Origin of the sequence: Streptomyces vastus (genome assembly GCF_039532825.1) — a bacterium.
Lineage (GTDB): Bacteria > Actinomycetota > Actinomycetes > Streptomycetales > Streptomycetaceae > Streptomyces > Streptomyces vastus.
The window spans coordinates 138,483-165,343 of record NZ_BAAASJ010000118.1 but is presented as its reverse complement, the minus strand read 5'-3'; the positions used below and the strand labels follow the sequence as shown (position 1 = coordinate 165,343).

Sequence of the window (26,861 nt, the reverse complement as noted above, 5' to 3'; positions counted from 1 at the left end):
CGTCATGGCGCCTGGTCGGGCCACCTGTTGCCGTCGCGGGTGACAGCCGTGGACGAGAGGCGACGGACGGGGCCGCCCACCTGGCCCGGCGAACGTCGTCGGCCGTCAACTGCCGGGATGTTCACGGGAGTCGGCGGAACGGCCGGGGCGCCGGCCGGAATACCGGGCATTCGGGCCGGAGCCTCTCATCCTGCTTTCACACGAGCCACATACCGTGTCCCCATGACCCACGTGACTCCTCCCGGCTGGTACCCCGACCCCGGGCAGACAAGTAACGGCCCCGCCACACAGCGCTGGTGGGACGGAGAGGCGTGGACGGACCAGACCCGTCCCGCCGATGCGGCGGCCGGATGGGGGCCGCCGGCGTACGCCGCGTTCCCCGGGGCGTATCCGGGCGTACCGCCCGCCGCTCCGCGTCGCGGACTGCGGATGGGTATCGCGATCGCCGCGGCGGTGGCTGTTCTAGCGGGCATAGGCGGCGGGGTGTACGGGCTGACCGCGGGCGACGATTCGGGCGGCGGCGATTCGAGCAACGCCCGCCCGGCACCCACCCAGCCCGGACCTCAGGGGCAGGACGGCGGCGGTCAGGGCGGACCGGACGGCGGTGAGAGCGAGGCTCCGGGGCAGCCCGAACCGCCGCAGACCGAGGAGGGTTACGCCACCGACGCGCTGAGCGGCATCAGCCTTCCCGTGCCCGACGGCTGGACCGGCGAGTCCGGGAAGGTCGGTGGCGCCTCGGTGTCGACCGGGACGTACCCCTGTCCCGGCGACACCTCCAAGGAGTGCGTGCGCGGCGGGGCCAACTCGGCGCCCGCCGCCGCCCTGGGGATCAAGGCGACCACCGCCGAGGCGGCGGCCAAGGAGGACATCTCCAAGAACGCCGAGGAATCGTACGGCGGCCCGACCTACGGCAAGATCACCTCGAACGACGAACTCGCCTCCAAGGCGGTGACCGTGGCGGGCGAGAAGGGCTACACGGTCCGCTGGAAGGTCGTCACCGGCAAGGGCGACGACGGCTATGTCGAGTCGCTCGCCTTCCCCTCCCCCGCCAACCCGGAAATGCTCGTGATCGTCCGCTTCGGCTTCGACGAGAACGAGAAGGCCCCGAAGCTGTCCGTCATCGACGAAATCACCAAGGGCATCAAGGAAGCCGCGGGCGGTGGCGGCAGCGGGGAGCGGGTCTGACATGGATCCGGCCGGGTGGCGCCTCTCCGCTCAAGAGGCATCCCACCCGGCCGGGGGTACGCGCCGCCCCCGTCCCCACGGTGCGGCGCGAACAGGCCGCCGTCCGGTCGCCCCACGGAACCGACGGCCTGAGTCTCAGGTGACCTCCGGCAGTCCGAGGGCGGGGATCAGGGCGGCGTCCACGTAACGGACGAGATAGTCGGCGTCCGCGTACCGCCCCTCCAGGACCGGGCGGACGCGGATCATGCCGAGCAGTTGCGCGGGCACGAACTCCAGAGCCGGATGGTCGGCGGCGATCTCGCCGCGGTCGACCGCCCGCTGGAGCATCTCCCTGAGTGCCGCGCGTTCGGGTTCGATGAGCGCGTCGCGCAGCGCGCACTGCAGTTCCGGGTCCTGCATGACGGCATGCCCCAACGCCTGCACCAGCTTGGTGTCGTCGTCGGACCGCTCTCCCGCGGCCCGCGCAGCGGCGCGCAGATCACCGGCCAGCGAGCCGGTGTCGATGTCCGCGAGCCGCGGACGGTGATTGGCACGCAGCGCCGCCGCCACGAACTGGGGCTTCGTCTTCCACTGCCTGTAGAGCGTGGATTTGCTGCACTTGGTGCTGGCGGCGATGCCCTCCATGCTCAGCGCGTCATAACCGCACTCGCGGATCTGGTCGAGCGCGGCATCGAAGAACTCCCGCTCACGCTCGGGTGTGAGCTTGGAGCGGCGCCCGGCGACGACCGTCTCGGATTCGTCGGCTGCCTGCGGCGTCATGGGCGCGTCTCCTCGCTCGGGTCGGGGGCCCGGTGCCTGCTTCCGTGGCCTGCTTCCAGTGTGACGTAGGTCGATCGATACGCCACTGTACCGAAACAGATTCGTTTCGGTACAGTGGCGTATCGATACGGCGGCGTATCGGTACCGTGGCGTATCGATGAGCCATGAAAGCAAAGGGGCCGGGGGATGGCAGCGCGAACCAAGCCTGCAAGAGACGGGGCCACCGCGATACAGCGGCCGCCCCTCGTCCGTGAGCTCCTGCTCGTCGCGGGACTCTTCCTCGTCTACAAGCTCGGCCGACTGCTGGTGACGGGCCACACAGGCGAGGCCTTCCGTAACGCGCAGCACGTCTGGGACCTGGAGCGGGCCCTGCACCTGCCCGGCGAGGGCGCCGTACAGTCCGCGCTGCTGCACGGTGACAGCCTCGTACACCTCGCGAACACCTATTACGCGACCGTGCACTTCCCCGCCACGGCGACCTTCCTGGTCTGGCTGTATCTGCGCCGCCCCACGCACTACGTCTGGGCCCGCCGCGCCCTCGCCGCGATCACCGCCGCCGCCCTGGTGGTGCACCTCACGTTCCCGCTCGCCCCGCCGCGGATGCTCGGCATGGCGGACCTGGTGGACACGGGGCAGGTGTACGGGCCGACGGTGTATGAGGCCTCTCCGGAGGCGGACTCGCTGTCGAACCAGTTCGCGGCCATGCCCTCGCTGCACTTCGGATGGGCGCTGATGGTGGCGATCGGCCTGATCGTCGCCACCCGTTCACGATGGCGCTGGCTGTGGCTGCTGCATCCGCTGCTCACCCTGCTGGTGATCGTCGGTACGGCCAATCACTACTGGCTCGACGCGGCCGTGGCGGCGGCGCTGCTGGGCGGCGTACTCGCGGTGGTTCGTCTGCCTCACCGGACGACGACGACCGCGAAGGAACCCTCGAAGCCCGTGGCACCGGCGAAGGCACCGGAACTCGTGGGAGCCGTCCGATGAACGCCACAGTCGTCGCCGTGATCCTGTCCCTCTTCTCAGCCGTCGCATACGCCGCGGCAGCCGTGGCCCAGGAGCGGCTGGCCTCCCGGAACTCCGACTCCGGTGTGCTGCACCTCCTCGGCAGCGGCGCCTGGTGGGGGTCGGTCGCGCTCAACGGATCCGCCGCGCTGCTGCATGTGGCCGCCCTCAAGTACGGTCCGCTCACCCTGGTCCAGCCGCTCGGCGCGCTCACGCTGGTCGCCGCGGTGCCGCTGGGCGCCAGGGTGGCGGGGCGGCGGGTCCGTGCCGTCGAGTGGCGCGGTACGGCGCTCACCCTGGCCGGGCTCGCCGCGCTGCTCGTCACGGCGTCCGGGCCGGCGCCCGACGACGTGCTGAGTCTGCCGGAGGCCCTCGCCGTCGCGGGCATCACCGCGGGCGTGATCGGCGTACTGGCCCGGCGGGGCGCCCGCCCAGGGCTGCGGCACGCGACCGCGTCCGGCTTCGCCTCGGGTGTCACCTCCGCGCTCACGCAGACCGTGACGGTGGCCGCGACCGACCGTTCGAGTCCGCTGCTCAGCGCGCAGGTGATCGTGGTGGCCCTGTTGGTCGCGGCCTTCGCGGCGGGCGGGCTCCTGCTCGCGCAGACCGCCTACCGGGACGGCCTCGGCGCACCCCTCGCGGTGGTGACACTGGCCAACCCGGTGGCCGCCGCGATCATCGGCCTCGCACTGCTCGGCGAGGGCCTGCGGGGCGGTGCGGCGGGTCTGCTGCTCGCGCTCGCGGGGGCGGCGGTCGCGGCCCGGGGCGTGGTGACGCTGTCCCGCCCGGTTCCGGAGTCCGCTCGGCTGCCCACGGAGGAGCCCGAAGAGCCGGAGGAGCACCCGGTCGCCGCGGTGCTGGCGCTGAACCCCCAATCGGCTTCGTACGAACCGGTGTTGATGCCCCGTCAGCCCGCGCCGGGGCACCTCACGCCGCTTTGAGCGACATCGTGACGACGTTCTTCACCTCCCGCGGGACCGATCCGTCACTCCCGTCCTTCGTTAGCGTGCTGCCGGCGTCCGACGACGAGTGGAGTGTCAGCCGCTCAGTTGATGCGGACGATCTTCCAGAGGGACGACGGCTCCGACGAGCCTCACGGTCGGATGGCCGTCGGACGACAGAGGTGGGGGTGGCCGGGCGTGCGTCCCTACGCCCTGACCGCGACGGTGGGGGTATCTCCGGCCGGACATTCGCGAGCCCGGTCGACCCGGGACGGGCGCTCAGGTGGTGCGCAGTGCGGTCTGGCCCTGGTGGGACGGCGGGGGTGCGGTGGAGCCGCGGACGACGAGTTCGACCGGTGGCTCACCCGCCGCGGGCAGCTCGGTCTCCGGCTCTTCGATGGCGTGCACGAGCAGCCTGATTCCTTCCCGTGCCGCGGCGTCGAAGGGTTGACGCACTGTGGTCAGGGGCGGGCTGACGTAGGCGAAGACGGGACTTCCGTCGAAACCGACGACGCTGATGTCCTCCGGCACACGGCGGCCGGCTTCCCGAAAAGCGTGGATCAGGCCGATGGCCATCTCGTCCCCCGCCGCGAACACGGCGGTCACGGAGGGGTCCGAGGCCAGCTCGCGGCCCGCTGCGTACCCGGAGGCGGGTGACCAGTCACCCTCGACGACAGGTGGTTCGTGCACGCCCCGTGCGGCCAGCGCCGCCCGCCAGCCCTCGACACGGTCCTTGGAGGCGTACCACCCTTGGGGACCGGCGAGGTGGTGAACGGTCGCGTGTCCCAGCTCCAGCAGGTGCTCGGTGGCCGCCCGCGCCAATGCGTAGGCACCGACGCTCACGGTGAGGGTCTGGCCGGCGGTGAAGGCCGGCGGTGCGCCTACGAAGAGGACCGGCACGTCGACCCGTACGGAGACCTCTCCTTCCACGATGGGCTCGGAGACGACCACACCGTCAACTCCCTGTTCCATGAGTGACGTCACGGCGCCGGCGATCCCCTTCGGGTCACCGTCCACCGTGTTGACCACACGCAACGCGTAGCCGGCGTCCCGTACGGCCCTCTCGACGCCCACGAGGAGTGAGGCCGTTCCGTACCCGGCCGTTCCCAGGGCCACGACACCGATGGAGCGATTCCGCCCCGAGGCGAGCGCCCGGGCCGCGTGGTTCAGCCGGTAGCCGAGTTCCCCGGCGGCTTCGAGGACGCGTCGGCGGACGTCGTCGGAGACGTATGGCTCGTTGTTGAGGACCCGCGACACCGTCTTGCGCGACACCCCGGCCACACGGGCCACGTCCGCGCTGCGCGGCGCGGGCGCACCGGGGCCCCGCCCCACCACTCGTGGCATGAGAGCTCCTGATGACCATGGGCCCGTATCGAAGGAGGTCAACTGTATGACCGCGCGGTCACTGACCGCGCGGTCATGTTTTTACGCAGCCGGAGAGTCCCGCGTCAAGAGCGCGTACGGCACAACTTCCGCTCCGCACGGCAGCTTCCGTCCCGCACGGCATTTCCGAGGCTGTCGAGCGCCGTGCGCGGGACCGACCGACAACATCTGCGGGTTGACAGAGTCTTGACAGCAGGTCGCTTGAACGTTCACTGTTCGACGCGTCCACCGATCGTGTCTGTTGGACCGCGTTTGTTTCTGGTCGTTTCAGCGATCGCTCCCTCATGCCCGTCGAGCCGATGCGCCATGCCCGGATACGGCAGCCCCTCAGGAGCCCGAAATGCACCATAGATCCCCTGATCAGTCCTTGCCCGGTACCAGCCGTCGCAGTCTGTTGCGCGGCGCAGGCGGCGCCGCCCTGCTAGCCGGCGCCGGCATACCCCTGCTGAGCGCCTGCGGCGGGAGCAGCACGGCCGCCGACCCGAAGACCGTCACCCTCGGCTCCAATTCGTCGGACGCGGTACCGAAGAAGGCGTTCGCCGAGATCTACACGGCCTTCACGAAGGCGAGCGGGATCACGGTCGACGTGAACACCAAGGACCACAACACCTTCCAGGAGCAGATCAACTCCTATCTGCAGGGCACGCCGGACGACGTGTTCACCTGGTTCGCCGGCTACCGGATGCAGTTCTTCGCGGCCAAGGGTCTTGCCACCCCGATCGACGACGTGTGGCAGAAGATCAGCGGCAACTTCCCCGAGGCGATGCAGAAGCTCAGCAAGGGCGAGGACGGCAAGTACTACTTCGTGCCGCTGTACACCTACCCCTGGGCGGTCTTCTACCGGAAGAGCGTCTTTGAGCAGTACGGCTACGAAGTCCCCACCACCTGGGACGACTTCACCACCCTGTGCAAGCGGATGCAGAAGGACAAGCTGGTCCCGATCGCCTTCGGCGACAAGGACGCCTGGCCCGCGATGGGCACCTTCGACCAGATCAACTTCCGTACCAACGGCTACGACTTCCACGTCGAGCTGATGGCGGGCAAAGCCTCCTGGACCGACCCGAAGGTGCGCAAGGTCTTCGACCACTGGACGGAGATCCTGCCGTACCACCAGGAGGGCGCGGTGGGCCGCACCTGGCAGGACGCCGCCCAGACACTGGTGTCGAAGAAGGCCGGCATGTATCTGCTGGGCACCTTCGTCGGCCAGCAGTTCACCGACAAGGCCGACCTGGACGACCTGGACTTCTTCGCCTTCCCGGAGATCGACCCGGAGTACGGGCAGGACACCGTCGAGGCCCCGACCGACGGCTTCATGCTCTCCAAGGACTCGAAGAACCACGCCGGTGCCGTCAAGCTCCTGGAGTTCCTCGGCACGCCCCAGGCCGAGGAGATCTACCTCAAGTCCGACCCGAACGTGGTGGCCGCCTCCACCAAGGCCGACACCTCCGCCTACACGCCGCTGCAGAAGAAGTCGTACGACATGATCTCCGGCGCCAAGAGCCTGACCCAGTTCATGGACCGCGACTCCCGCCCGGACTTCACCTCCACGGTGATGCAGCCCGCGCTGCAGAACTTCGTCCGCAACCCCAAGAACGTCGACGGCATCCTGTCGTCGATCGAGCGCCAGAAGAAGACGATCTTCGCGTCCTCATGAGCACCGACCTCACCCCGAAGACACCGGAGACGGCCGCCGCGCCGTCTCCGGGCACCGCGTCCGTCACCCAACGGGCGGCGCAGGGCCACGGGCGCCTGCTGACCCGCCGTGACCGCCTCGCGCTCGCCCTCATGGCGGGCGTCCCCACGTTCCTGCACGTCGCCTTGGTGTGGGTCACCGCGCTCGCCTCGATCGCGCTGGCCTTCACCACCTGGAACGGCATCGGCTTCGACTCGATCAAGTGGGTCGGGCTGGAGAACTTCAAGGAGCTGTTCACCAACAACCCGCAGTTCTGGCCCGCCGTCGAGCACAACGTCGTCTGGTTCGTCGCCCTGATCCTGGTCCCGACCCCGCTCGGCCTCTTCCTGGCCGTGCAGCTGGACAAGAAGATCCGCTTCAGCCGGGTCTACCAGACGGCGTTCTTCCTGCCGGTCGTCGTCTCGTTCGCGGTCATCGGCTTCGTCTGGCAGCTGGTCTACAACCCCGACACGGGCCTGATCAACAGCCTCATCGGCGCCAACGAGCCCGGCCACTACATCGACTGGATCGGCGACCCGGACCTCAACCTGTGGGCCGTCCTCGTCGCCGCCTCCTGGCGGCACACCGGCTACATGATGATCCTCTACCTGGCCGGCCTGAAAGGTGTGGACCCGTCCCTCAAGGAGGCGTCCGCGCTGGACGGCGCCAACGAGTGGCAGACGTTCAAGAACGTCACCTTCCCCACCCTGCGCCCGACGAACACCATCGTCCTGGTCGTCACCATCATCGAGGCGCTGCGTGCCTTCGACCTCGTCTTCGTGTTCAACAAGGGCGCCCAGGGCACCGAGTTGCTGTCGATCCTGGTGACCAACAACATCATCGGCGAGTCCAGCCGGATCGGTTACGGATCGGCGATCGCGGTGGTCCTGCTGGTGATCTCCCTCGCCGTGATCATCCCCTATCTGATCGCGACCTTCCGGAAGGAGCGGCGCGCATGAGTTCTCCCACCGTCGCGGCGCCGCTGAAGCAGCGCACCCCCGTCCGCCCCGCCCGGATCCTGCTGCACGTCTTCCTCGTCGGCACGGCGCTGGCATGGCTCGCCCCGCTGCTCTGGGCGGTCTACGCGGCCCTGCGCCCGTACGGCGAGACCAGCACCAAGGGCTATGTGTCCTGGCCGGACAAGCTCAGCCTCGACAACTTCACGAACGCGTTCACGCAGTCCGACATGGCGCACTACTTCGGCAACACGCTGATCATCGCCGTACCGGCCGTGCTCCTGACCCTGTTCCTGTCATCGATGGTCGCCTTCTACGTCAGCCGGTTCGACTTCCGCCTCAACCTGGCGCTGTTGCTGGTGTTCACCGCGGGCAACCTGCTGCCCCAGCAGGTCATCATCACCCCGCTGTACCGCCTGTACCTGCTCATCGACCTGCCCGGCATCACCGTCAGCGGCAAGCTCTACGACTCCGCGCTCGGCCTGGTCCTCATCCACGTGGCGTTCCAGTCCGGCTTCTGCGCCTTCGTGCTGGCCAACTACATGCGGATGCTGCCGCACGAGCTGACCGAGGCCGCGCTGGTCGACGGCGCCTCGGTGTGGCGGATGTACTGGCAGATCGTGCTGCCGCTGTGCAAGCCCGCGATGGCGGCCCTGGCCACTCTCCTGTCCATCTGGATCTACAACGACTTCTTCTGGGCCATCGTCCTGATCTCGACCGGCGAGAACATGCCGGTCACCTCGGCCCTCAACAACCTCTCCGGCCAGTACTTCACCGACCCGAACCTGGTCGCAGCCGGTGCCCTGCTCACCGCGATCCCGACGCTGATCGTGTACTTCGTGCTCCAGCGCCAGTTCGTCAGCGGCCTGACCCTGGGCGCCAACAAGGGCTGACACCCGCACGCCTCCTCCCCTACACCTCCCGGAGCAGTGAGTACCGCACGCCGCCTTCGCCTTCCCGGCATCGCCTACGGAGGCGACTACAACCCCGAGCAGTGGCCCGAGGAGGTCTGGGCCGAGGACATGCGCCTGATGCGCAAGGCCGGGGTCACCATGGTCAGCGTCGGCATCTTCTCGTGGGCGCTGCTGGAACCTTCGGAAGGCATCTACGACTTCTCCCGCATGGACCGGATCCTCGACCTGCTCCACGAGAACGGCATCGCCGCCGACCTGGCCACGCCCACCGCGGCCCCGCCGGCATGGTTCTTCAAGGCCTACTCGGAGGGGCTGCCGGTGGACCGGGACGGCCGTCGGCTCTGGCCCGGCAACCGCCAGACCTTCTGCCCGTCCAGTCCTGCCTACCGCCGGGCGGCGCTGCGTATCGCGGAGGCCCTCGCCGAGCGGTACGCCGCCCACCCGGCCGTCGCCCTGTGGCACGTGCACAACGAGTACGGCTGTCACAACGCCGCCTGCTACTGCGACACCAGCGCCGCCGCCTTCCGCACCTGGCTGCGCGCCCGCCACGACGACGACCTGGACGCCCACCGCCACGGCAGCGGAACCGCCTGGTACCTGGCCACCCACCCCGACCCGGACACGCTCGCCGGCCTGCTCCACCGCATCAGCCAGGAAGCCGACGTCACACCCGAGCACGAGTCGCCCACCGGCATCGAGGCGGTCCGGCGCCGCGGCACGGAAGCCGACTACCTGTTCCTCATCGACCACTCCGGAAAGGGGGCGAAGGTGCCCGCCGAGGGCGTCGGACTCCTCACCGGCACACCCGTCACCGACACCGTCACCGTCCCGCCCGGAGGAGTCGCCGTCATCCGCGGACCTCGCTGAGCGGAGCGCACTGCGGAGGTCTCCGTGGCCGGCGGCATGAACGCGATCGCGCACGCCCTCCGTGGGCGGTGTCGCGGACGATGCGGGTGACGTCGGTCAGGCCGGCGTCGTCCCGTCGGTGCAGGACGGTTCGTGCAGGACGGTTCGTGCAGGCGGACCCCACTCCGGCTCTCGACCGGATCAGAACCCGGCGGTGGCGGTCGACTTGCCGTTCCACCGCCTTGTGGCCGTGACCGTGCCTCAGGGAGCAGCGGCCTCAGGACATCCCACAAGCCGTCCGGCACGATTCAGCTCCACGTTGCCGGCCCCGTACCAGGTCAGCGTCCACGTCAGCAAGGAGAGGGTCTACGACAGCGTGATGCCGAGTCGCTCCGCCAGCTCATGGTTGCTGACGCCGTACGTCTCCCGGATCCGTACCCCGTCGGGGCCGACGTCGAATACGCCGCAGTCGGTGTAGACGCGGCTGACGCAACCGACGCCGGTGAGCGGGTAGGTGCACTGCGGCACGAGCTTCGGCTCGCCGGAGCGGGTGAAGAGCGTCATCATCACGTAGACGTCCTTGGCGCCGATCGCGAGGTCCATGGCGCCGCCGACGGCGGGGATATCGTCGGGCTTGCCGGTGGTCCAGTTGGCGAGATCGCCGTTGAAGGCGACCTGGTAGGCCCCGAGGACACAGACATCGAGGTGCCCGCCGCGCATCATCGCGAAGGAGTCGGCGTGGTGGAAGTACGCCGCCCCCGGCAGCTCGGTCACCGGGACCTTGCCGGCGTTGGTCAGGTCGGGGTCGACCGCGTCGCCCTCGGCCTTCGGACCCATGTTGAGCATGCCGTTCTCGGTGTGCAGCACCACGCCGGAGTCGGCCGCCAGATGGTCGGCGATCTTGGTGGGCTGCCCGATACCGAGGTTGACGAAGGCGCCGGCCGGGATGTCGCGTGCGATGACGGCGGCCAGTTCGTCCATCGAGAGCCGGTGGTCGGCGCTGTTCGGCGCCCCGGTGTACGCCTGGCCGCTCGGCGTGGTGGTTGACGTGGTGGTCATCGGGCCCCCTGCACGGTGTAGTGACGGGCCGCCACCTGGACGACCCGGTCGACGTAGATGGACGGGGTGACGACGGCCTCGGGGTCGAGCGTTCCGGGCTCGACGACCTCGTCGACCTGGACGATGGTCGTCGTCGCGGCCGTGGCCATGACCGGTCCGAAGTTGCGGGCGGTCTTGCGATAGACGAGGTTGCCCATCGCATCCGCGACGTGCGCGCCGATCAGCGCGTAGTCGCCCTTGATGGGGTACTCCAGCAGGTACTTGCGACCGTCGATCTCACGCTCCTCCTTGCCCTCGGCCAGCGGCGTGCCGACCGCGGTCGGGCAGTAGCACGCGCCGATGCCGGCACCGGCCGCGCGCATCCGCTCGGCGAGGTTGCCCTGCGGCACCACCTCGAGCTCGATCTTCCCCTCGCGGTAGAGGCCGTCGAAGACCCAGGAGTCGACCTGGCGCGGAAAGGAGCAGAGCACCTTGCGCACCCGGCCGGCGGCCAGCAGCGCGGCCAGCCCGACCTCACCGTTACCGGCGTTGTTGGACACGATCGTGAGGTCCTTCGCACCCTGCCGGATGAGCGCGTCGATCAGATCGAACGGCATGCCCGCCAGGCCGAAGCCACCGACGAGGATCGTGGACCCGTCCTCGATCCCGGCGACCGCGGCGTCGGCGCTCTCGACGATCTCCGCCCGGCTCACTGGGCCGTCTCCGTGGCGTCGCAGTTCTCGAGTACGACGGCCAGCCCCTGACCGACCCCGATGCAGATCGCGGCGACGCCGTAGCGCTGCTTGGTCTCGCGCAGCACCTTGGCCAGCGTGGCGAGGATGCGACCACCCGAGGCGCCCAGCGGGTGCCCGATCGCGATGGCGCCGCCCTTCTGGTTGACGATGGCGGGGTCGACCTTCCACGCGTCGAGGCAGGCGAGCGACTGCACGGCGAAGGCCTCGTTGAGCTCGACCGCGCCCACCTGGTCCCAGCCGATGCCGGCCCGGGCCAGCGCACGGTTCGCTGCCTCGACGGGGGCGTAGCCGAAGGCCTGCGGCTCCAGCGCCATCACGCCGCGGCCGGCGATACGAGCGATCGGGTCGGCCCCGATCACGGCCGCGGCCTTCTCGCTGCCCAGCAGTACTGCGGAGGCACCGTCGTTGAGCGGGCTGGCGTTGCCCGCGGTGATGGTGCCGCCCTGCTCCCGTGTACGGAAGACCGGCTTGAGACCGGCCAGCGCCTCCGGCGTGGATCCGGCTCGGATGCCCTCGTCGCGGGTCAGGTCGACGCCTTCGACCGGCACCACCAGGTCGCCGTAGAAGCCCGACTCCCATGCCTCGTGGGCGAGTTGGTGTGAGCGGGCGGCGAACTCGTCCTGCCGCTCGCGGGAGATCCCGAAGCGCTCGTGGAGCTGCTCGTTGGCCTCGCCGAGGCTGACCGTCCACTCCTTCGGCATCCGCGGGTTGACCAGCCGCCAGCCGAGCGTGGTCGAGACCGCGGTGACGTCGCCGGCCGGGAACGGTTTCGCCGACTTGGGCAGCACCCACGGCGCACGCGTCATCGACTCCACGCCGCCGGTCAGCACCACCTCGGCATCGCCGGACTCGATCGTCCGGCTGGCCGTCATCGCCGCATCCAGGCTCGAGCCGCACAGCCGGTTGACGGTGGTGCCGGGCACGCTCACCGGAAGCCCGGCGAGCAGCGCCGCCATGCGGCCGACGTTGCGGTTCTCCTCGCCGGCGCCGTTGGCGTTGCCCCACACCACGTCGTCGACCGCGGAGTGGTCGAGGCCCGGCACCTTGGCGAGCGTCGAGGTGATCGCGGCGGCGGCGAGGTCGTCGGGGCGGACGCCGGCCAGCGCGCCGTTGAAGCGGCCGAACGGAGTCCGCGTCGCGGCGTACATGAAAGCACTCATGGCAGCGACGCTAATCCTGGGCCGCGATATTCTGAAGTACACATATCCCACGCGATTGATATGGATGACATATGGATCTGCGTCATCTTCGGTACTTCGTGGTGGTGGCCGAGGAGCGCCACTTCGGTCGCGCCGCCGAGCGGCTTCACATGGCCCAGCCGCCGCTCTCCACGCAGATCCGCCAGCTCGAGGCCGAGTTGGGCGTCGAGTTGCTCCACCGCACCACACGCCGCGTGGATGTCACCGAGGCCGGCCGGGCCTACCTCGAGCGGGCGCGCGCGATCCTCGCCGACGTCGACGAGGCCGCCCACCACGCACGGCTCGTCGCCGCCGGCTCGGTCGGCCACGTCGCGATCGGGTGCGTGGGCTCGGCGACGTACAGCCTCCTGCCCGCGCTCTCGCGGCGGCTCTCGGAGGAGCTTCCCGGCGTCGACTTCTCCTTCCGCGGCGAGATGCTCGCGCCCGACCAGGTCGAGGCACTGCGCACCGGCGCGATCGACGTCGCGCTGCTGCGCCCTCCGGCGGCCGACCTCTCCCTCACCGTGCACACCCTGCGCCGGGACCGGCTCGTCGTCGCCGTACCGGTCGACCACCCCCTCGCCCGCCGGAAACGGTTGCGCGCAGCGGACCTGGCCGGTGCCGACCTGATCGTGCACTCCGCCGACCGCCGGTCGGTGATGTACGACGTCGTGCTGGGCCTTCTGCGCGACGCCGGCGTCGAGCCGCACATCCGCCACGAGGTCGGCGAGACGTCCACGCTGGTGACGCTCGTGGCCGGCGGCCTCGGCGTCGCGGTCGTGCCCGAGCCCGTGACCGCGTTGGCGCTCGACGGCGTCACCTACCGACCGCTGGCCGGGGCCGAGGCACGCGTGGAGCTGGCCGTCGCCCATCGCGCCGACCGCTCCGAGCCGCACCTGGAGCGCACCGTGGGAGTCATCCGGGCGGCATTCTGAGACATCTGCCGACGCCAGAAGCCAGCCCCCTTCGTCCGGCCTCGGCGTGACTCCGGCGTACAACCGCTCACCCAGGGGTCGCGGCGACTGCAGCGAGGCTCGGCATCGCCACCTCGCTGACCAGGAGGAAGGCCTACGCAACGATCTTCGTGACGGAATCGCGAGCATGATGCGCGATGCGGTCGTCAGTGACGTCGTCCGCCCCGCCGACGCCGATGGCTCCGATGACCTCTCCATCGGCCGTCACGATCGGCACGCCGCCGGCGACCGGCAGAACGCTCACGGCCGACGCGTAAGCCTTGCGTCGCGCGGTCTCCACGCCGAGAAGGCCGACGCCGACGTCACTGAGAAGAACCTTGGTGACGCCACTTCGGTTGACCACGACAGCGCACACCTTGTGCCCCTCGACCCTTCCCGCTTCCAGAGCGGCAAGTGCGGCGCCGTGCGCGATCTCGTAGCTGAGGGGCTCAACACCGCGATCACCACATGCTTCCACGAGATGTACACCGTCCTCGACGAGAACCTCGCGCCGTTCCCGATGCAAGACGTGGTGACGAAGGTCTGGGAGGAGACCGCGGAGGGCTGGCGCCTGGCGCACATGGTCATGGGCAGGCGGTTTCCGCCGGTCTGACTTCCCGGAGGGCCGACTTCCCGGAAGGCCGACGGCATGATACTCACGCCGCTGTTCGATGAATGGACAAGAGGGTTCAGGACGGGCCGCCGGTCATGGAGAGTCCGAGGTACATGGTTCATGCGGCGATCGCCGCTGTTGTGGAAATGAGGCAACACATGTCAGCCACTGAGATCGAGGCACCCACATCCGGCGCGGTCCGTACCAGTGACGGGTGAGCACGTCGCGGCCAAGGACGGCCGCTACTTCGAGACAACCGAGGCCCTGACCGGCGAACCGATCGCACGGGTCGCCGCGGCCTCCGCAGATGATGTCAACCACGCGGTGGACGCGGCGGCGGCGGTCCTTGCTCCCATGGCTGTGGTGCCTGCCGCGGCTTTCAGCCCGGCGGTGGGCGCGGCATGGCTGGCGGACGCCCGAGAGACAGAGGCCTCCCAGCGGCTCGACCGAGAACTGGAGGAGTTCCTCGGGTCTGTCTGACGAGGTCCCTGTACCAGGGATCTCCATGGATCCCGAACTCCTGAACCGGTTCCCGACCGGCTGTCGGCGCTTGGCCTACCTGCAGACCAAGGCGGCTTTCACGGTGAAGGACGGGCTTCCCGGCCTCACCGGCGCAGCAGTCGAGCAGCTCTATTCCGAAGGCACACAATGGCTGGCGGAGGCCTGATGCAGGCCGTCACCGGCATGAAGTCGACCCAGCCGAAGATCTACCCGAGGAACAAGCGATGAGGTTCACGCACGAGACCCTTCCCCAGCGAGTGGTGTTCGCGGCTGGGGAGTCACCCGTCGCCGTGGCGGCGGAGGTCGAGGCGCTGGGTTGTTCCAGGGTCATGCTGATCGCGTCGGACCGCGAGAAGGAGCTGGCCGCCCCGATCGCCAAGGAGATCCCGGTCGTGCTGCGTCACGAGGAGGTCGTGATGCACGGGCCGGTCGAAGTCGCGGGGCGAGCCCTCCGGGCGGCGGTCGACGCGGACGCGGACATCCTGGTCAGCGTCGGCGGGGGCTCAACCACGGGTCTGGCCAAGGCCGTTGCGATGAGCACCGGGCTGCCGATCGTCGCGGTACCCACCACGTACGCCGGCTCAGAGGCGACCAATGTGTGGGGCCTGACCGAAGGCGAGACCAAGACCACCGGTGTGGACAACAAGGTGCTGCCCGCGTCGGTGGTGTACGACGCCGGTCTGCTGACCACGCTGCCCGGCGAGATGACCGTGGCCAGCGGCCTCAACGCGATGGCGCACTGCGTGGACTCGATGTGGGGGCCGCGTGCCGACCCGATCGACCGGGCGCTGGCGCAGGAGGGCATCCGCGCACTGGCGACCGGCCTGCCGGCGGTGGCCGACGACTCGACCAGCGTCGAGGGCATCGAGCAGACGCTGTACGGCGCCTACCTCGCCGCTGTCGCGTTCGCCTCGGCCGGCTCCGGGATGCATCACAAGATCTGCCACGTCCTCGGCGGCATGTTCAACCTCCCGCACGCACAGACCCACGCGGTCGTGCTGCCCTACGTGCTGGCCTTCAACGCCCCGCAGGCTCCCGAGGCGGAGGCGCGTATCGCTCAGGCCTTCGGCACGGTCTTCCACACCGAGGCGGCGAACGCCGGCCTGGCCGCCCTGCGCCAGGCGCTGGACGCGCCGAGGGCGCTGCGCGACTACGGCATGCCCGAGGACGGCATCGCCAAGGCGCTGGGGCCGATCACGAAGGCGATCCCGGCCAACAACCCCACCCCCTTCACCGACGAGAACCTGACCGCCCTGCTGAAGGCGGCGTGGGCCGGCGACCCGATCAACTGAAGGAGGCCGTCATGGCTACCTACGTCAACCCCGGCTCGGCCCAGGCCGGTGCCCACCGCACGATCTACCGCGAGGTGTCGCCGGAGCAGCAGACAGTCGAGCAGCAGCTCGTCGACAGCGTCGTGGCCTCCTTCGGTGCCTGCGAGGACCCGCGGCTGCAGGAACTCATGACCTCCCTGGTCAAGCACCTGCACTCCTTCATCCGCGAGGTCCGGCTGACCGAGGAGGAGTGGGGGACGGCGATCGACTTCCTCACCAAGGCAGGCCACATCACCGACGAGGTCCGGCAGGAGTTCATCCTGCTGTCCGACACCCTCGGCGCGAGCATGCAGACGATCAACGTCAACAACCAGGCCTACAAGGGCGCCACCGAGGCGACCGTCTTCGGGCCGTTCTTCGTCGAGGACTCCCCGGGGATCGAGCTCGGCGGTGACCTGGCCTTCGGTGCCCCCGGCGAGCCCTGCTGGGTCGAGGGCACCGTCACCGACACCGACGGCAACCCGCTCGCCGGCGCACGGCTCGAGGTCTGGGAGGCCGACGAGGACGGTTTCTACGACGTGCAGTACGACGCCGGCCGGCGCGCGGGCCGGGCGCACCTCTTCTCCGCGGCCGACGGCAGCTACCGCTTCTGGGGCCTCACCCCGACGCCGTACCCGATCCCCGACGACGGACCCGTCGGCAAGATGCTCGACGCGGTCGGCCGCTCACCGCTGCGCGCCGCCCACCTGCACTTCATGGTGTCCCACGAGGGGGCGCGCACCCTGGTGACCCACATCTTCCCCGAGGGCGACCCGATCGGCCGCAAGGACACCGTCTTCGGCGTGAAGGACTCGCTGATCAAGCGGCTCGAGCGACAGCCCGCCGGCACGCCGACACCCGACGGCCGCGTCATCGACGGCACGTGGAGCCGTTTGCGCTTCGACATCGTCCTTGCGCCCGCGGGCGTATGAAGCGGGCGTCGCAAACGGTGACCCGGTAACCGAGCAAGCTGCCTGCCTGGCTGGCTGAGGGCCGAGGCGAGATGGCGCGGGCGGGCGGGCCGCCGTGTGCGAGGACCTGTTGGCACAGTTCGCAGAGCCGCGCAGACGCAGCCGCCGGAGACGCTGCCGACCGCGTTGCCCTCGGTGTCCAGCGCCTGTGCGGTGCCGGGTGGCAGGAGTGCGCCGCCTCTGACGTCGGAGGTGAGTGAGGGGAGGGGCCGCCGCCGCTCGTGACAGGGGTAGGCAGCGGCGGCGGCCCTGGAGTGGTGGCTCATGCTCCCCATCGAGCTGAGGTAGCCGTGCCCGAGGTAGTGGGCCAGTGGAGCGAGCGCGATCGTCTCGGAGAGCCACAGCTCGGTCAGTGCGCCGTCGACGAGCACGGTGGCCCCGTCAGGGACGCTCTCGGCGATCGTGCGGACCGCGAGGTACGGGTGGATCGCGCCCTCGTGCTTCTCGGTCTCGGCGGCGAGCGCGGACCGCCGGGCGGCCGAGACGTCCCGCAGGATCCCCAGCCAGTCGCCCCGCCCCGAGGGCACGGGGCTGTCGCCCAGGCGCTCGTTCAGCAGGCCGAGCGTGCCGATCGGGGCGGCCCTGGATGCCGAGTTCGACATCCTGCAGACGGCCGAGCTCACGGCCGTCGGGGTCGATCTGGAAGATCCGCGCGCTCTTCGGGAGCAGTTGGCCCGTGCCGAATCCGGTCGTCATTCCGAAGCGCAGCCCGAGCAGAAGGACCAGGTCCGGCCGCTCGTCCTCAGGGACGGTGGCCAGGGTCTGGACGAGACCGACGTGCTGCTCGGAGCCGACGATCGCCCCCAGGCCCTCCCAGTCGGACAGGAGGGGCACCCCCCGTGGTGACGGCCTTGCCGGGGCCGGCCGGGCTCGGGTGGCGCCGACCTCGCCCCGCGCCGGCCGGCGCAACCGCCTGGCATGCAGACACGTTGGTGGCCGGCAGGGACGCGAACGACTTCCGTCTGACGGAAGCTGCCTTGCCGAGCTGCCGCAAGCGTCACGATCCTGAGTCGAACCACGGCAGCGCGGGGCGACGGAGCCCCGCTTCAAGGGACGGGACCGCCCATGCCTCATATGACCGCTTTTGCCAGGAATCAGTGGTACGTCGCCGCCTACTCCCAGGAGGTCGGGCGCGAACTGCTCGGCCGTACGATCCTCGGTGAACCGCTCGTCTTCTACCGCACCGAGGAGGACGGGACGCCCGTCGTCCTGCACGACCGGTGTGTGCACCGCCGCTACCCGTTGTCCGAGGCCCCGACCCGGCTCGACGGCGACAAGATCGTGTGCGGATACCACGGCTTCACGTACGACACCACCGGCACCTGTGTGTACGTGCCCGGGCAGAAGCGGGTGCCGCGCACCGCGCGCGTCGCCTCGTACCCCGTCATCGAGCAGGACTCGCTGATCTGGGTGTGGATCGGCGATCCGGCCCTCGCCGACCCGCAGACCATCCCGCGGGCGAAGCACCTCGACTCCCCCGGCTGGACCACCGTCCGCGGCATGGAGCCGATCGACGCCGACTACGGGCTCCTCGTCGACAACCTCCTCGACCTCTCCCACGAGACCTATCTGCACGGCGGGTACATCGGCACCCCTGAGGTCGCCGAGACGCCGATCACCACCGAGGTCGACGAGGGTGCGGGCATCGTGCGGGTGAGCCGGCATATGGACGACGCCGAATGCCCGCCGTTCTACGCCAAGTCGACCGGCATCACCGGCCGGATCAACCGCTGGCAGGACATCGAGTACCACGCGCCGTGCCTGTACCTGCTGCACAGCCGTGTCGCTCCGGTCGGCGTGCTGCCCGAGGCGGACGGCAGTGACCCGGGCGGGTTCCACACCGAGGTCACGTACTGCATCACGCCGTCCGGCGACGGCAAGGTGTACGACTTCTGGGCGGTCTCCCGTGACTGGGCGACGGACGACGACGAGGTCACCGAGTTCCTGGCAGGCAACAACCGCACGGTCGTCATGCAGGACGTGACCGCGCTCAACCTGCTGCAGAAGACCCTCGGTACCGAGCGCCACGGCTACCAGGAGCTGAGCATCAACATCGACACCGGCGGTCTGGCCGCCCGCCGTATCCTCGCGCGTCTGGTCGAGGAGGGCGACAAGCCCATGGAGAAGGTTCAGTGAGCAGTCCCACCGGCGAGATCTACCGCATCGACTGGCTCCCGGGCACCGACATCCTGCACGGCACCTGCCACTGCGGCGCCGAGCAGACCGCCCAGGACCCGATCGCGATGTGGGAGTGGATGCTCGGTCACCCCGAAGGCCACGCCCCTCAGGGCAAGGCCTCCCAAGGCAACGCCTCGCAAGGAAACGGCTCATGAACGCGTACGAAGCCGAACTCGTCGTCGACCGCCGGGACTTGGCAGCCGACGGCGTACTCGCCCTCGCCCTCCGCCATCCGCTGGGCGAGGAACTCCCCGCCTGGGAGCCGGGCGCGCACATCGATGTGCTGCTCGGCCCGGACCTGGAGCGGCAGTACTCACTGTGCGGCGACCCGGCCGACCGGCACGTGTGGCGGATCGCGGTGCTCCGGGAGCCCGACGGCCGCGGTGGATCCGCTTATGTGCATGGGCAGTTGGAGGCGGGCGACAAGGTCCGCGTGCGCGGCCCGCGCAACCACTTCGCCCTGGCGGCCGCTCCCCGCTACCGCTTCGTCGCGGGCGGCATCGGCATCACCCCGATCCTGCCGATGCTGGCCGCTGCCGAGGCAGCGGGGGCCGAGTGGACTCTGCTGTACGGCGGGCGCACCCGCAACTCCATGGCGTTCACCGAGGAGTTGGCACGGTACGGCGACAAGGTACGGATCGCTCCGCAGGACGAGACGGGACTGCTGGACCTCGACGCGGCTCTCGCCGACCCTGCCCCGGACACGCTCGTCTACTGCTGTGGGCCCGGCCCGCTGCTGGACGCGGTCGAGGAGCGGTGCGCGGTGTGGCCGAAGGGGGCGCTGCATGTCGAGCGCTTCGAGCCGAAGGCCCAGGAGACGGGCGAGAACACCGAGTTCGAGGTCGTGCTCGAGCGGTCGGGCCACACCCTGACCGTCCCCGCGGACGTCTCCGTGCTCGACACCGTACGAGCCGCCGGCGTCGAGGTGCTCTACTCCTGCACCGAGGGCACCTGCGGCACGTGCGAGACCGATGTCATCGAGGGCACCCCCGACCACCGTGATTCCGTCCTCACCGACGAGGAGCGGGAGGCCGGGGAGACCATGCTCATCTGTGTGTCCCGGTGTCGCGGGAAGCGCCTCGTGCTGGACCTGTGAGACCGGTGACCCGCAGGTCGGCCTCGATCCGGGCGACCGTGGCCAGCAGAGGGGGCAGCAGATCACGGCGTACGGACTCGACCGAGTTGCGGGCGGCGTGCACGGGAACGTTGACCGCCGCCACCACCTCGCCGTCCCGGTCACGCACCGGGACGGCGACCGAGCGCAGCCCCTCCTCCAGTTCCTGGTCGACGATCGCGTATCCCTGACGGCGTATGCGGCGCAGTTCGGCGCGCAGCGCTCCGGCCGAGGCGAGTGTGCGGGAGGTGAGGGGGCGCAGATCGGCGCGGGCCAGCCGGGCGTCGATCTCCTCGTCCGGCAGATGCGCGAGGATCACCCGGCCCACCGACGTGACGTGTGCCGGGAAGCGGGTGCCGACGGTGATCGTCGCGGTCATGATGCGACGCGTGGGTACGCGCGCCACGTACACGATGTCGTCGCCGTCGAGGACACACAGGGACGACGACTCCCGTATCTGCGCTACGAGTTGCTCCAGATGGGGCTCGGCGATCTCGGGCAGGGTGAAACTGGACAGGTACGAGTAGCCGAGTTCCAGGACGCGCGGGGTGAGCCGGAACATCCGCCCGTCCGTGTGTACGTACCCCAGGTCGACGAGGGTGAGCAGGAAGCGGCGGGCGGCGGCGCGGGTCAGTTCGCAGGAGCGCGCCACATCGCTCAGTGTCAGTTCCGGATGGTCGGCGTCGAAGGCGCGGATGACCGCGAGGCCCCGCTCGAAGGACTGCACGAAGTGCGGTGCGCGGGCTTCAGCGGGCATTTTCGCCTCCACGAGGACGCACGGGCGTGCGCTCTGTACGCACGAGGGTGCGCTCTGCGCACGCTAAGAGCACGCTTCGGCAACTGTCAACGACTTGCGCGTCATGGGCATTGACCATTCTTATGACGGCGTTCTACGTTCCCGCTGAGCACTACTGTGCGGTCTGCGCACAGCCCGCCCTTCAGGCACTGTCCCATTAGGGGGAGTCATGCGTCGTCTGCTCATCGGCCTGACGGTCTCAGCGGTGTTCGTCACCGCATCGGCCTGTGGCTCGTCCAGCTCCACAGAATCGGCCGGGGACAAAGCGGCCGACGGCACCACCACCGTCAAGGTCGGGATCATTCCCATCCTGGACGTCGCCCCCGTCTATCTGGGCCAGAAGAAGGGCTTCTACTCCAAGCGCGGTCTCAAGCTGGAGCTGACGCCCGCCCAGGGCGGGGCCGCGATCGTGCCCGGTGTCCTCAACAACCAGTTCCAGTTCGGTTTCAGCAACACGACGTCCCTGCTGGTCGCCCAGTCCAAGAAGGTGCCCGTCAAGGTCGTGGCGAACGGCGTCGCCTCCACCGCCGAGGAAGGTGCCGACTTCATGGGCACCACGGTGAAGAAGGGCAGCCCGATCAAGTCCCCCAAGCAGTTGGAGGGCAAGAAGGTCGCGGTCAACTCGCTCAACAACATCTGCGACACCTCGATCAAGGAGTCGGTCCGCAAGGACGGCGGCGACGCCTCCAAGCTGAAGTTCGTCGAGATGCCCTTCGACCAGATGGCCGCCGCGCTCGAGAACGACCAGGTCGACGCCGCCTGCACACCGGAGCCCGCGCTCTCCACCGTCAAGGCCGCAGGCGGCACGTCCATCGCGTCGAGCTTCTACGACGTGGACCCGAATCTCACCGTGGCCATGTACTTCACCTCGCAGCAGTACGCCAAGCAGAACCCGGAGCTGGTGAAGAAGTTCCAGGAGGCGACCGCCGAGTCCCTCAAGTACGCCGACAGCCACCCGGACGAGGTCCGCGAGATCGTCGCCACGTACACGAAGATCCCCCCGACCCTGCTGGAGAAGCTGACCCTCCCCCACTGGCCGGCCGATCCGAATCGCGCATCCATCGAGAGGCTGGCCGAACTGGCCAAGCAGGACGGTCAGTTGAAGGAGACCCCGGACCTGGACGCGCTGCTGCCGTGAAAGCCGAGAACGCCCTGCTGGGCGCAGCCGGGCTCGCGGGCTTCCTCGTACTGTGCGAGGCGGTCCCGCGGCTCGGCATCGTCTCCGAGGACTACTTCCCCCCGGTCACCCGCATCGCCGACGCGCTGTTCACCGAGTTCGGCGACCAGGCCTTCTGGACCGCGCTCGGTGACACGCTCACCGGCTGGGCGCTGGGGCTTGCGATCGCGGTGACCGCGGGAATCCTCGCGGGCGTACTGATCGCGGTCACGCCGCACCTGCGCGAGGCGACCGCCTCCACGATCGAGTTCCTGCGCCCGATCCCGTCGGTCGCACTGATCCCGCTCGCGGTGCTGCTCTACGGCACGGAGCTGCAGTCGGTGCTCCTGCTGGTGGTGTACGCCTCGTTCTGGCAGGTGCTGATCCAGACGCTGTACGGCGTCCAGGACGTCGACCCGGTCGCCGACGAGACGGCCCGCAGTTACGGCCTCGGCACCTGGGCACGGGTCCGCCATGTCCTGTGGCCCACGGCCCTGCCGTACGTCATGACGGGTGTCCGGCTGGCCGCGGCAGTCGCCCTCATCCTGGCGGTGACCGCCGAACTCGTCATCGGCGCCCCGGGGTTGGGCCGGCGCATCGCGGTCGCCCAGAGCTCGCAGGCGGTGCCGGAGATGTACGCGCTGGTGGTCGTCACCGGCATTCTCGGGCTGCTGATCAACGTGGGCGCGCGCACGGTGGAGCGCCGGGCGCTGGCCTGGCACCAGTCGGTGCGCGGGGAGGTGGCGGTGTGAAAAACCTGGCCCTGCGGGCGTTCTTCGTCCTCGCGCTGCCCCTGCTGCTGTTGATCGCCTGGTGGTTCGCCTCCGCCGGCAGCACCGACGTGTACTGGCCGTCGCTGCGCACCATCCTCACCACGTTCCCGGACGTGTGGACGGGTGAGCAGCTACGCGCCGACGTCCTGCCCAGTTTGCTGCGCCTGCTGGCGGGTTACGCGTCGGCGGCTGTCGTGGGGGTCGTACTGGGCACGGTCATCGGCTCGTACCGCCGCGTACGGGCCGTTTGCGAACCGGTCCTGGAGTTCCTGCGGGCGGTGCCGCCGCCCGTGCTCGTGCCGGTCATCATTCTGTTCGCGGGCATCGGCGACACGATGAAGATCGCGGTGATCGCGAGCGGCTGTGTCTGGCCGATCCTGCTCAACACGGTCGAGGGCGTGCGGGCGGTGGACTCGGTCATGTCGGAGACAGCCCGGTCGTACGGCATCACGGGCACCGCACGCCTGCGCCACGTGGTCCTGCGGTCGGCGAGCCCGCAGATCTTCGCCGGGCTGCGGCAGGCCCTGTCCATCGGCATCATCCTGATGGTGATCAGCGAGATGTCCGTGTCCAGCAACGGGCTCGGCTTCACCGTCGTCCAGTTCCAGCGCAACTTCGCCATCCCCGAAATGTGGACCGGCATCCTGCTGCTCGGCATCCTCGGCTTCATCCTCTCCGTCCTCTTCCGACTGGTCGAGCGACGGGCGCTCGGCTGGTACCACGGTCTGCGCGACACCTCCCGGCGGTCGTCGTGACGCTTGCGAAAGGGCAGCCCATGCTGGACGTACGAGGCCTCAAGAAGGTCTACGAGGGTTCCGGTCGCCGTGTGGAAGCGGTACGCGACCTCACGTTCACCGTCGACGCGGGCGAACTCGTCTGTCTCGTCGGGCCGTCGGGCTGCGGCAAGACGACGCTGCTGAAGTGCATGGGCGGACTGCTGACGCCCACGTCGGGCGAAGTCGTGCTGGACGGGCGCCCGGTGAGCGGGCCGCCGCCCGGAATGGCGTTCGTCTTCCAGGAGTACGGGCGCAGCCTCTTCCCCTGGATGCGGGTCCGGGACAACGTCGAACTCCCCCTGAAACAGAAGAAGTTGACCCCTTCCAGGCGGCGTGAGCTGGTCGCCGACGCTCTGGAGTCGGTCGGCCTCTCCGACGCCGCGGGCGCCTACCCGTGGCAGCTGTCGGGCGGTATGCAGCAACGGGTGGCGATCGCCCGCGCGCTGGCGTACGAGCCGGATGTGCTGCTCATGGACGAGCCGTTCGCGGCGGTGGACGCCCAGACGCGCGCCGATCTGGAGGATCTGGTGCGCGGGCTCTGGCAGCAGCGGGGCATCACCATCCTCTTCGTGACGCACGACATCGACGAGGCGGTGTATCTCGGCGAGCGGGTGCTGATCCTCTCCGCCTCCCCGACCGTCGTCCAGGAGCAGCTGAAGGTCGACCTGCCCGCCGAGCGCGACCAGTTGCACACCCGGGTGGCCCCGCGCTTCGCCGAGCTGAGGACGCATGTGTACGAGCAGATCCAGTCGGCCAAGCGCGGCAGGGCGCGGGACCTGGAGGACGCGAAGGACGTGAAGGCGGACACGCCACCAACTCACTGATACCTGAGCGGCCTTGGTGAATTCCGGTGCGCTGCGGCGGCCCCGTAAGGGGCGCGGGGAACTGCGCGACAAGCCACAACGTACCCGCAGCTTTGAAACCACCTCACCCAGCGGAGCGCCTACGCCTCGGCGGCCGGCACCACGCTGAGGTGACTCGTCGCGCGCCGCACCCGCGCCGTCGTGCGTGCCGCGCCCGTCGAGCGGCGAGCGTCGCGCAGGACCAGCGTCATGCGCGTATAGCCCATGCCCTTGAGGGTCTTGGGGGTCTCACCGACAATCCGGCAGTCGGTACGGCCCCACCGCGGGTCCGGGTGCCACAACGGCCGTACCGCGCCGTCGTGTTCAAGGGCCTCGGGACCCACCGAGCGGATCCAGTGCGGCAGTCCGTGCCGGTACGCGGCGTCCATGATCGGGTCCTGGGCGATCTCCCGGAGGATGGACCGCAGCACCGGGTCCTGCCCGTGTCGCTCGATCGCGGCGGCGAAGTGGGCCAGCATCGGCAGGCACCAGCTCGACTCGTGCTCGGCCAGGATCGTGCCCGCGTCCGGATGGAACAGGACGAACCGGAGGAAGTTGTCCCCCGGCATGGCCGTGGGATGCGGGCCCACACCGCGGAAAAGTGTCTCGAACGCGTCGTTGGTGAGGACGACGTCCCAGCGGTGGTCGAAGACGACGGACGGAAAGGGAACGGCCTCGAGGAATGCGGCGTAATCCTGCAAATACGCCTGGGCCCTGAGACTCTCGGGGGCGGGTCGCGGCCGCGACCGCTGCCCTCCTGCCTGGTACTCCATCGGGAGGTCACCCCTCTTGCCTCTGCGGCCTTACACGCGGCGTCGCGATCCTGCTATCCCCGGCTCCGTGGCGTCAACTATCGTGGCATTTGCCGCCCGTTGACGAACGAATCGCGCCACAGTTGTGGCGAGAGGTGGATGGGAGTTCGAGGCAGGGGCTAACCTCCGGGCAGTTCATCGTGGACTGCGCCTCTACTGCGCAGCTCACGGCCGGTCGAGAGAACGTGGGAGATCTGTCGGTGACGGATGGCTTCGAGGTTCCGGGCGCCACGGCGACGGGTCTGCTGCCGGCCGTCGTGGCGCGTGTCGCCGCCCTCTCCGACCGGCTCGGTGTGCCGCACGGCCAGGTGTTCGACGTCCGGCGGCTGTCCGTCGCGTCCGGTGTGCCGGAGGTCGTGGTCCAGTCGCTGCTGAGCGGCCGGCCCGCCGGCGAGCCGGATCTGCAGACCCGGTTCCTGCAACGCCTCGACCTGCTGCGCCGCACACGTCTGAAGCCGAACGGCCGCCGGTACACCCAGCAGGAGATCGCCGACGGCGCGGGTATGTCGCGCCAGCAGGCGGGAGCCCTGATCAACGGGGACCGGCGCCCCACCATGGAGCACTGCGACGCCATTCAGCGCTTCTTCAGAGTGCACGCCGGGTTCCTGACGGCCGAGGACCCCGAGGCGCTGGCCGGCGCCCTTCAGCGCACCGAGCAGGAGCTGCTCCAGCAGCTCGCCGACCGTGAGAGAGCCGCGTCGGCGGCCTCGCGCTCGGACGACCCCTTCGAGCAGCTGCTCCAGGACCACGGCGTGCGGGGCATCGCCTGGCGCGCCGCACAGCTGCCGACGGATCAGCACCGGGACAAGGTCGCGGAATGGCTGGACATGCTCCTGGAGAGCGTCAAGCGGCCCGAGTCGTGACCCGGGGGAGAACAGTGGGCATCGGAAAGGACATGCGCCGCCTGTGCGGCGAGCTGGTCGGCGAGCTCTCGCTCCCGGCACCGGCGGAGCCCGCCGACCTCTACGCCGCGCTGTGCGGCGCCATGAGCAGACGCCGCGGCCGTCCGGTGCAGTTCCGTATGGCCGCCTTCCCGCCGGGCACCGCCAGTGGGCTCTGGCTCGACATGGCGGACCAGGACCTCGTGGTCATCGAGGAACGCACGGCGCCCGACCACCAGTTGGTGATCCTCGGCCATGAGCTGTGGCACATGATGGCCGGACACTGCGCCCACCATGTGGAGGGCGCGGCCGTCGCCGCCCGTCTGCTGTCCGACGACGCCGATCTGCAGGCGACGGTCCTGAAGGTGGCCGCCCGGACCCGGTTCGACCTCGCGGACGAGCAGGACGCGGAGGGCTTCGGGCTGCTGCTGGCCACCAAGTGCCGTGCGTGGCTTGCCGGTTCGGCGCAGCGCGGGCCCGTGTCCCGGGACGGGGTCGCGGGCCGGATCGGGGCGTCCCTCGGCTACCGCGGGCCGCGGGGCTGAGCCGCCAC

31 protein-coding genes and 2 pseudogenes are annotated in these 26,861 nt (G+C 69.7%); 24 read left to right on the top strand and 9 right to left on the bottom strand.

Features of this window, described 5'->3' with window-relative positions:
• The first annotated feature begins 222 nt into the window (after positions 1-222).
• Complete coding sequence (locus tag ABD357_RS38320; protein ID WP_344395959.1) at positions 223-1,185, top strand: DUF2510 domain-containing protein; 963 nt, start codon at positions 223-225, stop codon at positions 1,183-1,185.
• A 135-nt stretch (positions 1,186-1,320) separates the two neighbouring features.
• On the opposite strand, the gene ABD357_RS38315 is transcribed toward ABD357_RS38320, so the two are convergent.
• Entirely contained in the window at positions 1,321-1,944 is a 624-nt protein-coding gene (locus ABD357_RS38315) for a TetR/AcrR family transcriptional regulator (RefSeq protein WP_344395958.1), read from the bottom strand.
• A gap of 186 nt (positions 1,945-2,130) precedes the next feature.
• Here ABD357_RS38315 and ABD357_RS38310 point away from each other — a divergent pair, with 186 nt between their 5' ends.
• Both ABD357_RS38310 and ABD357_RS38305 read left to right on the top strand, forming a co-directional pair.
• On the top strand, positions 2,131-2,931 hold the full coding sequence (locus ABD357_RS38310; protein WP_344395956.1) for a phosphatase PAP2 family protein: 801 nt from the start codon (positions 2,131-2,133) through the stop codon (positions 2,929-2,931).
• Complete coding sequence (locus ABD357_RS38305) at positions 2,928-3,890, top strand: DMT family transporter (protein WP_344395955.1); 963 nt, start codon at positions 2,928-2,930, stop codon at positions 3,888-3,890. The genes ABD357_RS38310 and ABD357_RS38305 overlap by 4 nt, the downstream gene beginning before the upstream one ends.
• Positions 3,891-4,169: 279 nt before the next feature.
• On the opposite strand, the gene ABD357_RS38300 is transcribed toward ABD357_RS38305, so the two are convergent.
• The gene (locus ABD357_RS38300) at positions 4,170-5,234 is read right to left on the bottom strand and encodes a LacI family DNA-binding transcriptional regulator (RefSeq protein WP_344395954.1); all 1,065 of its coding nucleotides are present in this window, start codon (positions 5,232-5,234) and stop codon (positions 4,170-4,172) included.
• Between the two features lie 379 nt (positions 5,235-5,613).
• Here ABD357_RS38300 and ABD357_RS38295 point away from each other — a divergent pair, with 379 nt between their 5' ends.
• The 5 genes and pseudogenes from ABD357_RS38295 to ABD357_RS38275 all read left to right on the top strand — a co-directional run bounded on the left by ABD357_RS38295 (position 5,614) and on the right by ABD357_RS38275 (position 9,682).
• Complete coding sequence (locus ABD357_RS38295; protein ID WP_344395953.1) at positions 5,614-6,927, top strand: ABC transporter substrate-binding protein; 1,314 nt, start codon at positions 5,614-5,616, stop codon at positions 6,925-6,927.
• Entirely contained in the window at positions 6,924-7,904 is a 981-nt protein-coding gene (locus ABD357_RS38290) for a carbohydrate ABC transporter permease (protein WP_344395952.1), read from the top strand. Before ABD357_RS38295 ends, ABD357_RS38290 begins: the two co-directional genes overlap by 4 nt.
• Positions 7,901-8,794, top strand: coding sequence for a carbohydrate ABC transporter permease (locus tag ABD357_RS38285; protein ID WP_344395951.1), 894 nt, complete (start codon positions 7,901-7,903; stop codon positions 8,792-8,794). The genes ABD357_RS38290 and ABD357_RS38285 overlap by 4 nt, the downstream gene beginning before the upstream one ends.
• Positions 8,795-8,830: 36 nt before the next feature.
• Positions 8,831-9,412: pseudogene (locus ABD357_RS38280) on the top strand (beta-galactosidase); the annotation flags it as partial.
• Complete coding sequence (locus tag ABD357_RS38275; protein WP_425585190.1) at positions 9,413-9,682, top strand: Beta-galactosidase C-terminal domain; 270 nt, start codon at positions 9,413-9,415, stop codon at positions 9,680-9,682.
• Between the two features lie 61 nt (positions 9,683-9,743).
• Here the strand turns inward: ABD357_RS38275 and ABD357_RS38270 are convergent.
• The 4 genes and pseudogenes from ABD357_RS38270 to ABD357_RS38255 all read right to left on the bottom strand — a co-directional run.
• A pseudogene (locus ABD357_RS38270) lies at positions 9,744-9,969 on the bottom strand (IS5/IS1182 family transposase); the annotation flags it as partial.
• 58 nt (positions 9,970-10,027) lie between these two features.
• A complete protein-coding gene (locus ABD357_RS38265) occupies positions 10,028-10,720 on the bottom strand; it encodes a 3-oxoacid CoA-transferase subunit B (protein ID WP_425585185.1) in 693 nt (230 codons plus the stop codon).
• On the bottom strand, positions 10,717-11,412 hold the full coding sequence (locus ABD357_RS38260; RefSeq protein WP_344395949.1) for a 3-oxoacid CoA-transferase subunit A: 696 nt from the start codon (positions 11,410-11,412) through the stop codon (positions 10,717-10,719). The genes ABD357_RS38265 and ABD357_RS38260 overlap by 4 nt, the downstream gene beginning before the upstream one ends.
• On the bottom strand, positions 11,409-12,614 hold the full coding sequence (locus ABD357_RS38255; protein WP_344395948.1) for a thiolase family protein: 1,206 nt from the start codon (positions 12,612-12,614) through the stop codon (positions 11,409-11,411). The genes ABD357_RS38260 and ABD357_RS38255 overlap by 4 nt, the downstream gene beginning before the upstream one ends.
• Positions 12,615-12,685: 71 nt before the next feature.
• On the opposite strand from ABD357_RS38255, the gene ABD357_RS38250 reads away from it, so the two are divergent.
• A complete protein-coding gene (locus ABD357_RS38250) occupies positions 12,686-13,567 on the top strand; it encodes a LysR substrate-binding domain-containing protein (protein WP_344395947.1) in 882 nt (293 codons plus the stop codon).
• 133 nt (positions 13,568-13,700) lie between these two features.
• Here ABD357_RS38250 and ABD357_RS38245 read toward each other — a convergent pair whose 3' ends face one another.
• On the bottom strand, positions 13,701-14,063 hold the full coding sequence (locus ABD357_RS38245; RefSeq protein ID WP_344395946.1) for a GlcG/HbpS family heme-binding protein: 363 nt from the start codon (positions 14,061-14,063) through the stop codon (positions 13,701-13,703).
• Here ABD357_RS38245 and ABD357_RS38240 point away from each other — a divergent pair.
• From ABD357_RS38240 to ABD357_RS38195, 9 genes are all read left to right on the top strand, one after another.
• Complete coding sequence (locus tag ABD357_RS38240; RefSeq protein ID WP_344396082.1) at positions 13,965-14,198, top strand: nuclear transport factor 2 family protein; 234 nt, start codon at positions 13,965-13,967, stop codon at positions 14,196-14,198. The two genes, ABD357_RS38245 and ABD357_RS38240, sit on opposite strands and share 99 nt — an antisense overlap.
• A 207-nt stretch (positions 14,199-14,405) precedes the next feature.
• Entirely contained in the window at positions 14,406-14,678 is a 273-nt protein-coding gene (locus ABD357_RS38235; protein ID WP_344395945.1) for a hypothetical protein, read from the top strand.
• A gap of 25 nt (positions 14,679-14,703) precedes the next feature.
• A complete protein-coding gene (locus ABD357_RS38230; RefSeq protein WP_344395944.1) occupies positions 14,704-14,865 on the top strand; it encodes a hypothetical protein in 162 nt (53 codons plus the stop codon).
• Positions 14,866-14,923: 58 nt separating this feature from the next.
• Positions 14,924-15,991, top strand: a complete 1,068-nt coding sequence (locus ABD357_RS38225; RefSeq protein ID WP_344395943.1) for a maleylacetate reductase — start codon at positions 14,924-14,926, stop codon at positions 15,989-15,991.
• 11 nt (positions 15,992-16,002) lie between these two features.
• Entirely contained in the window at positions 16,003-16,941 is a 939-nt protein-coding gene (locus ABD357_RS38220) for a dioxygenase family protein (RefSeq protein ID WP_344395942.1), read from the top strand.
• Positions 16,942-17,382: 441 nt separating this feature from the next.
• Positions 17,383-17,826 carry a hypothetical protein gene (locus tag ABD357_RS38210; RefSeq protein WP_344396080.1) on the top strand — a complete coding sequence of 148 codons (444 nt, stop codon included), beginning with the start codon at positions 17,383-17,385 and terminating at the stop codon, positions 17,824-17,826.
• Between the two features lie 219 nt (positions 17,827-18,045).
• Positions 18,046-19,116, top strand: coding sequence for a Rieske 2Fe-2S domain-containing protein (locus ABD357_RS38205; RefSeq protein ID WP_344395941.1), 1,071 nt, complete (start codon positions 18,046-18,048; stop codon positions 19,114-19,116).
• Positions 19,113-19,313: a hypothetical protein gene (locus tag ABD357_RS38200; protein WP_344395940.1), complete on the top strand. Its 201-nt coding sequence runs from the start codon at positions 19,113-19,115 to the stop codon at positions 19,311-19,313. Before ABD357_RS38205 ends, ABD357_RS38200 begins: the two co-directional genes overlap by 4 nt.
• Entirely contained in the window at positions 19,310-20,254 is a 945-nt protein-coding gene (locus tag ABD357_RS38195; protein ID WP_344395939.1) for a PDR/VanB family oxidoreductase, read from the top strand. The genes ABD357_RS38200 and ABD357_RS38195 overlap by 4 nt, the downstream gene beginning before the upstream one ends.
• Here the strand turns inward: ABD357_RS38195 and ABD357_RS38190 are convergent.
• Complete coding sequence (locus ABD357_RS38190) at positions 20,205-21,029, bottom strand: IclR family transcriptional regulator domain-containing protein (RefSeq protein WP_344395938.1); 825 nt, start codon at positions 21,027-21,029, stop codon at positions 20,205-20,207. The two genes, ABD357_RS38195 and ABD357_RS38190, sit on opposite strands and share 50 nt — an antisense overlap.
• A 208-nt stretch (positions 21,030-21,237) precedes the next feature.
• On the opposite strand from ABD357_RS38190, the gene ABD357_RS38185 reads away from it, so the two are divergent.
• From ABD357_RS38185 to ABD357_RS38170, 4 genes are read left to right on the top strand one after another with little or no spacing between them, the layout of a single operon-like run.
• The gene (locus tag ABD357_RS38185) at positions 21,238-22,206 is read left to right on the top strand and encodes an ABC transporter substrate-binding protein (protein WP_344395937.1); all 969 of its coding nucleotides are present in this window, start codon (positions 21,238-21,240) and stop codon (positions 22,204-22,206) included.
• The gene (locus tag ABD357_RS38180; protein ID WP_344395936.1) at positions 22,203-22,976 is read left to right on the top strand and encodes an ABC transporter permease; all 774 of its coding nucleotides are present in this window, start codon (positions 22,203-22,205) and stop codon (positions 22,974-22,976) included. The genes ABD357_RS38185 and ABD357_RS38180 overlap by 4 nt, the downstream gene beginning before the upstream one ends.
• Positions 22,973-23,752: an ABC transporter permease gene (locus ABD357_RS38175; RefSeq protein WP_344395935.1), complete on the top strand. Its 780-nt coding sequence runs from the start codon at positions 22,973-22,975 to the stop codon at positions 23,750-23,752. Before ABD357_RS38180 ends, ABD357_RS38175 begins: the two co-directional genes overlap by 4 nt.
• Before the next feature lie 20 nt (positions 23,753-23,772).
• A complete protein-coding gene (locus ABD357_RS38170) occupies positions 23,773-24,597 on the top strand; it encodes an ABC transporter ATP-binding protein (protein ID WP_344395934.1) in 825 nt (274 codons plus the stop codon).
• A gap of 119 nt (positions 24,598-24,716) precedes the next feature.
• Here ABD357_RS38170 and ABD357_RS38165 read toward each other — a convergent pair whose 3' ends face one another.
• A complete protein-coding gene (locus tag ABD357_RS38165; RefSeq protein ID WP_344395932.1) occupies positions 24,717-25,388 on the bottom strand; it encodes an MmyB family transcriptional regulator in 672 nt (223 codons plus the stop codon).
• 239 nt (positions 25,389-25,627) lie between these two features.
• Between ABD357_RS38165 and ABD357_RS38160 the strand changes: the two genes are divergently transcribed.
• Both ABD357_RS38160 and ABD357_RS38155 read left to right on the top strand, forming a co-directional pair.
• Positions 25,628-26,290 (top strand): helix-turn-helix domain-containing protein, encoded by a 663-nt coding sequence (locus ABD357_RS38160; protein ID WP_344395931.1) that lies wholly within the window; start codon positions 25,628-25,630, stop codon positions 26,288-26,290.
• Between the two features lie 32 nt (positions 26,291-26,322).
• Positions 26,323-26,853, top strand: a complete 531-nt coding sequence (locus ABD357_RS38155; protein ID WP_344396068.1) for a toxin-antitoxin system, toxin component — start codon at positions 26,323-26,325, stop codon at positions 26,851-26,853.
• Positions 26,854-26,861 lie beyond the last annotated feature (8 nt).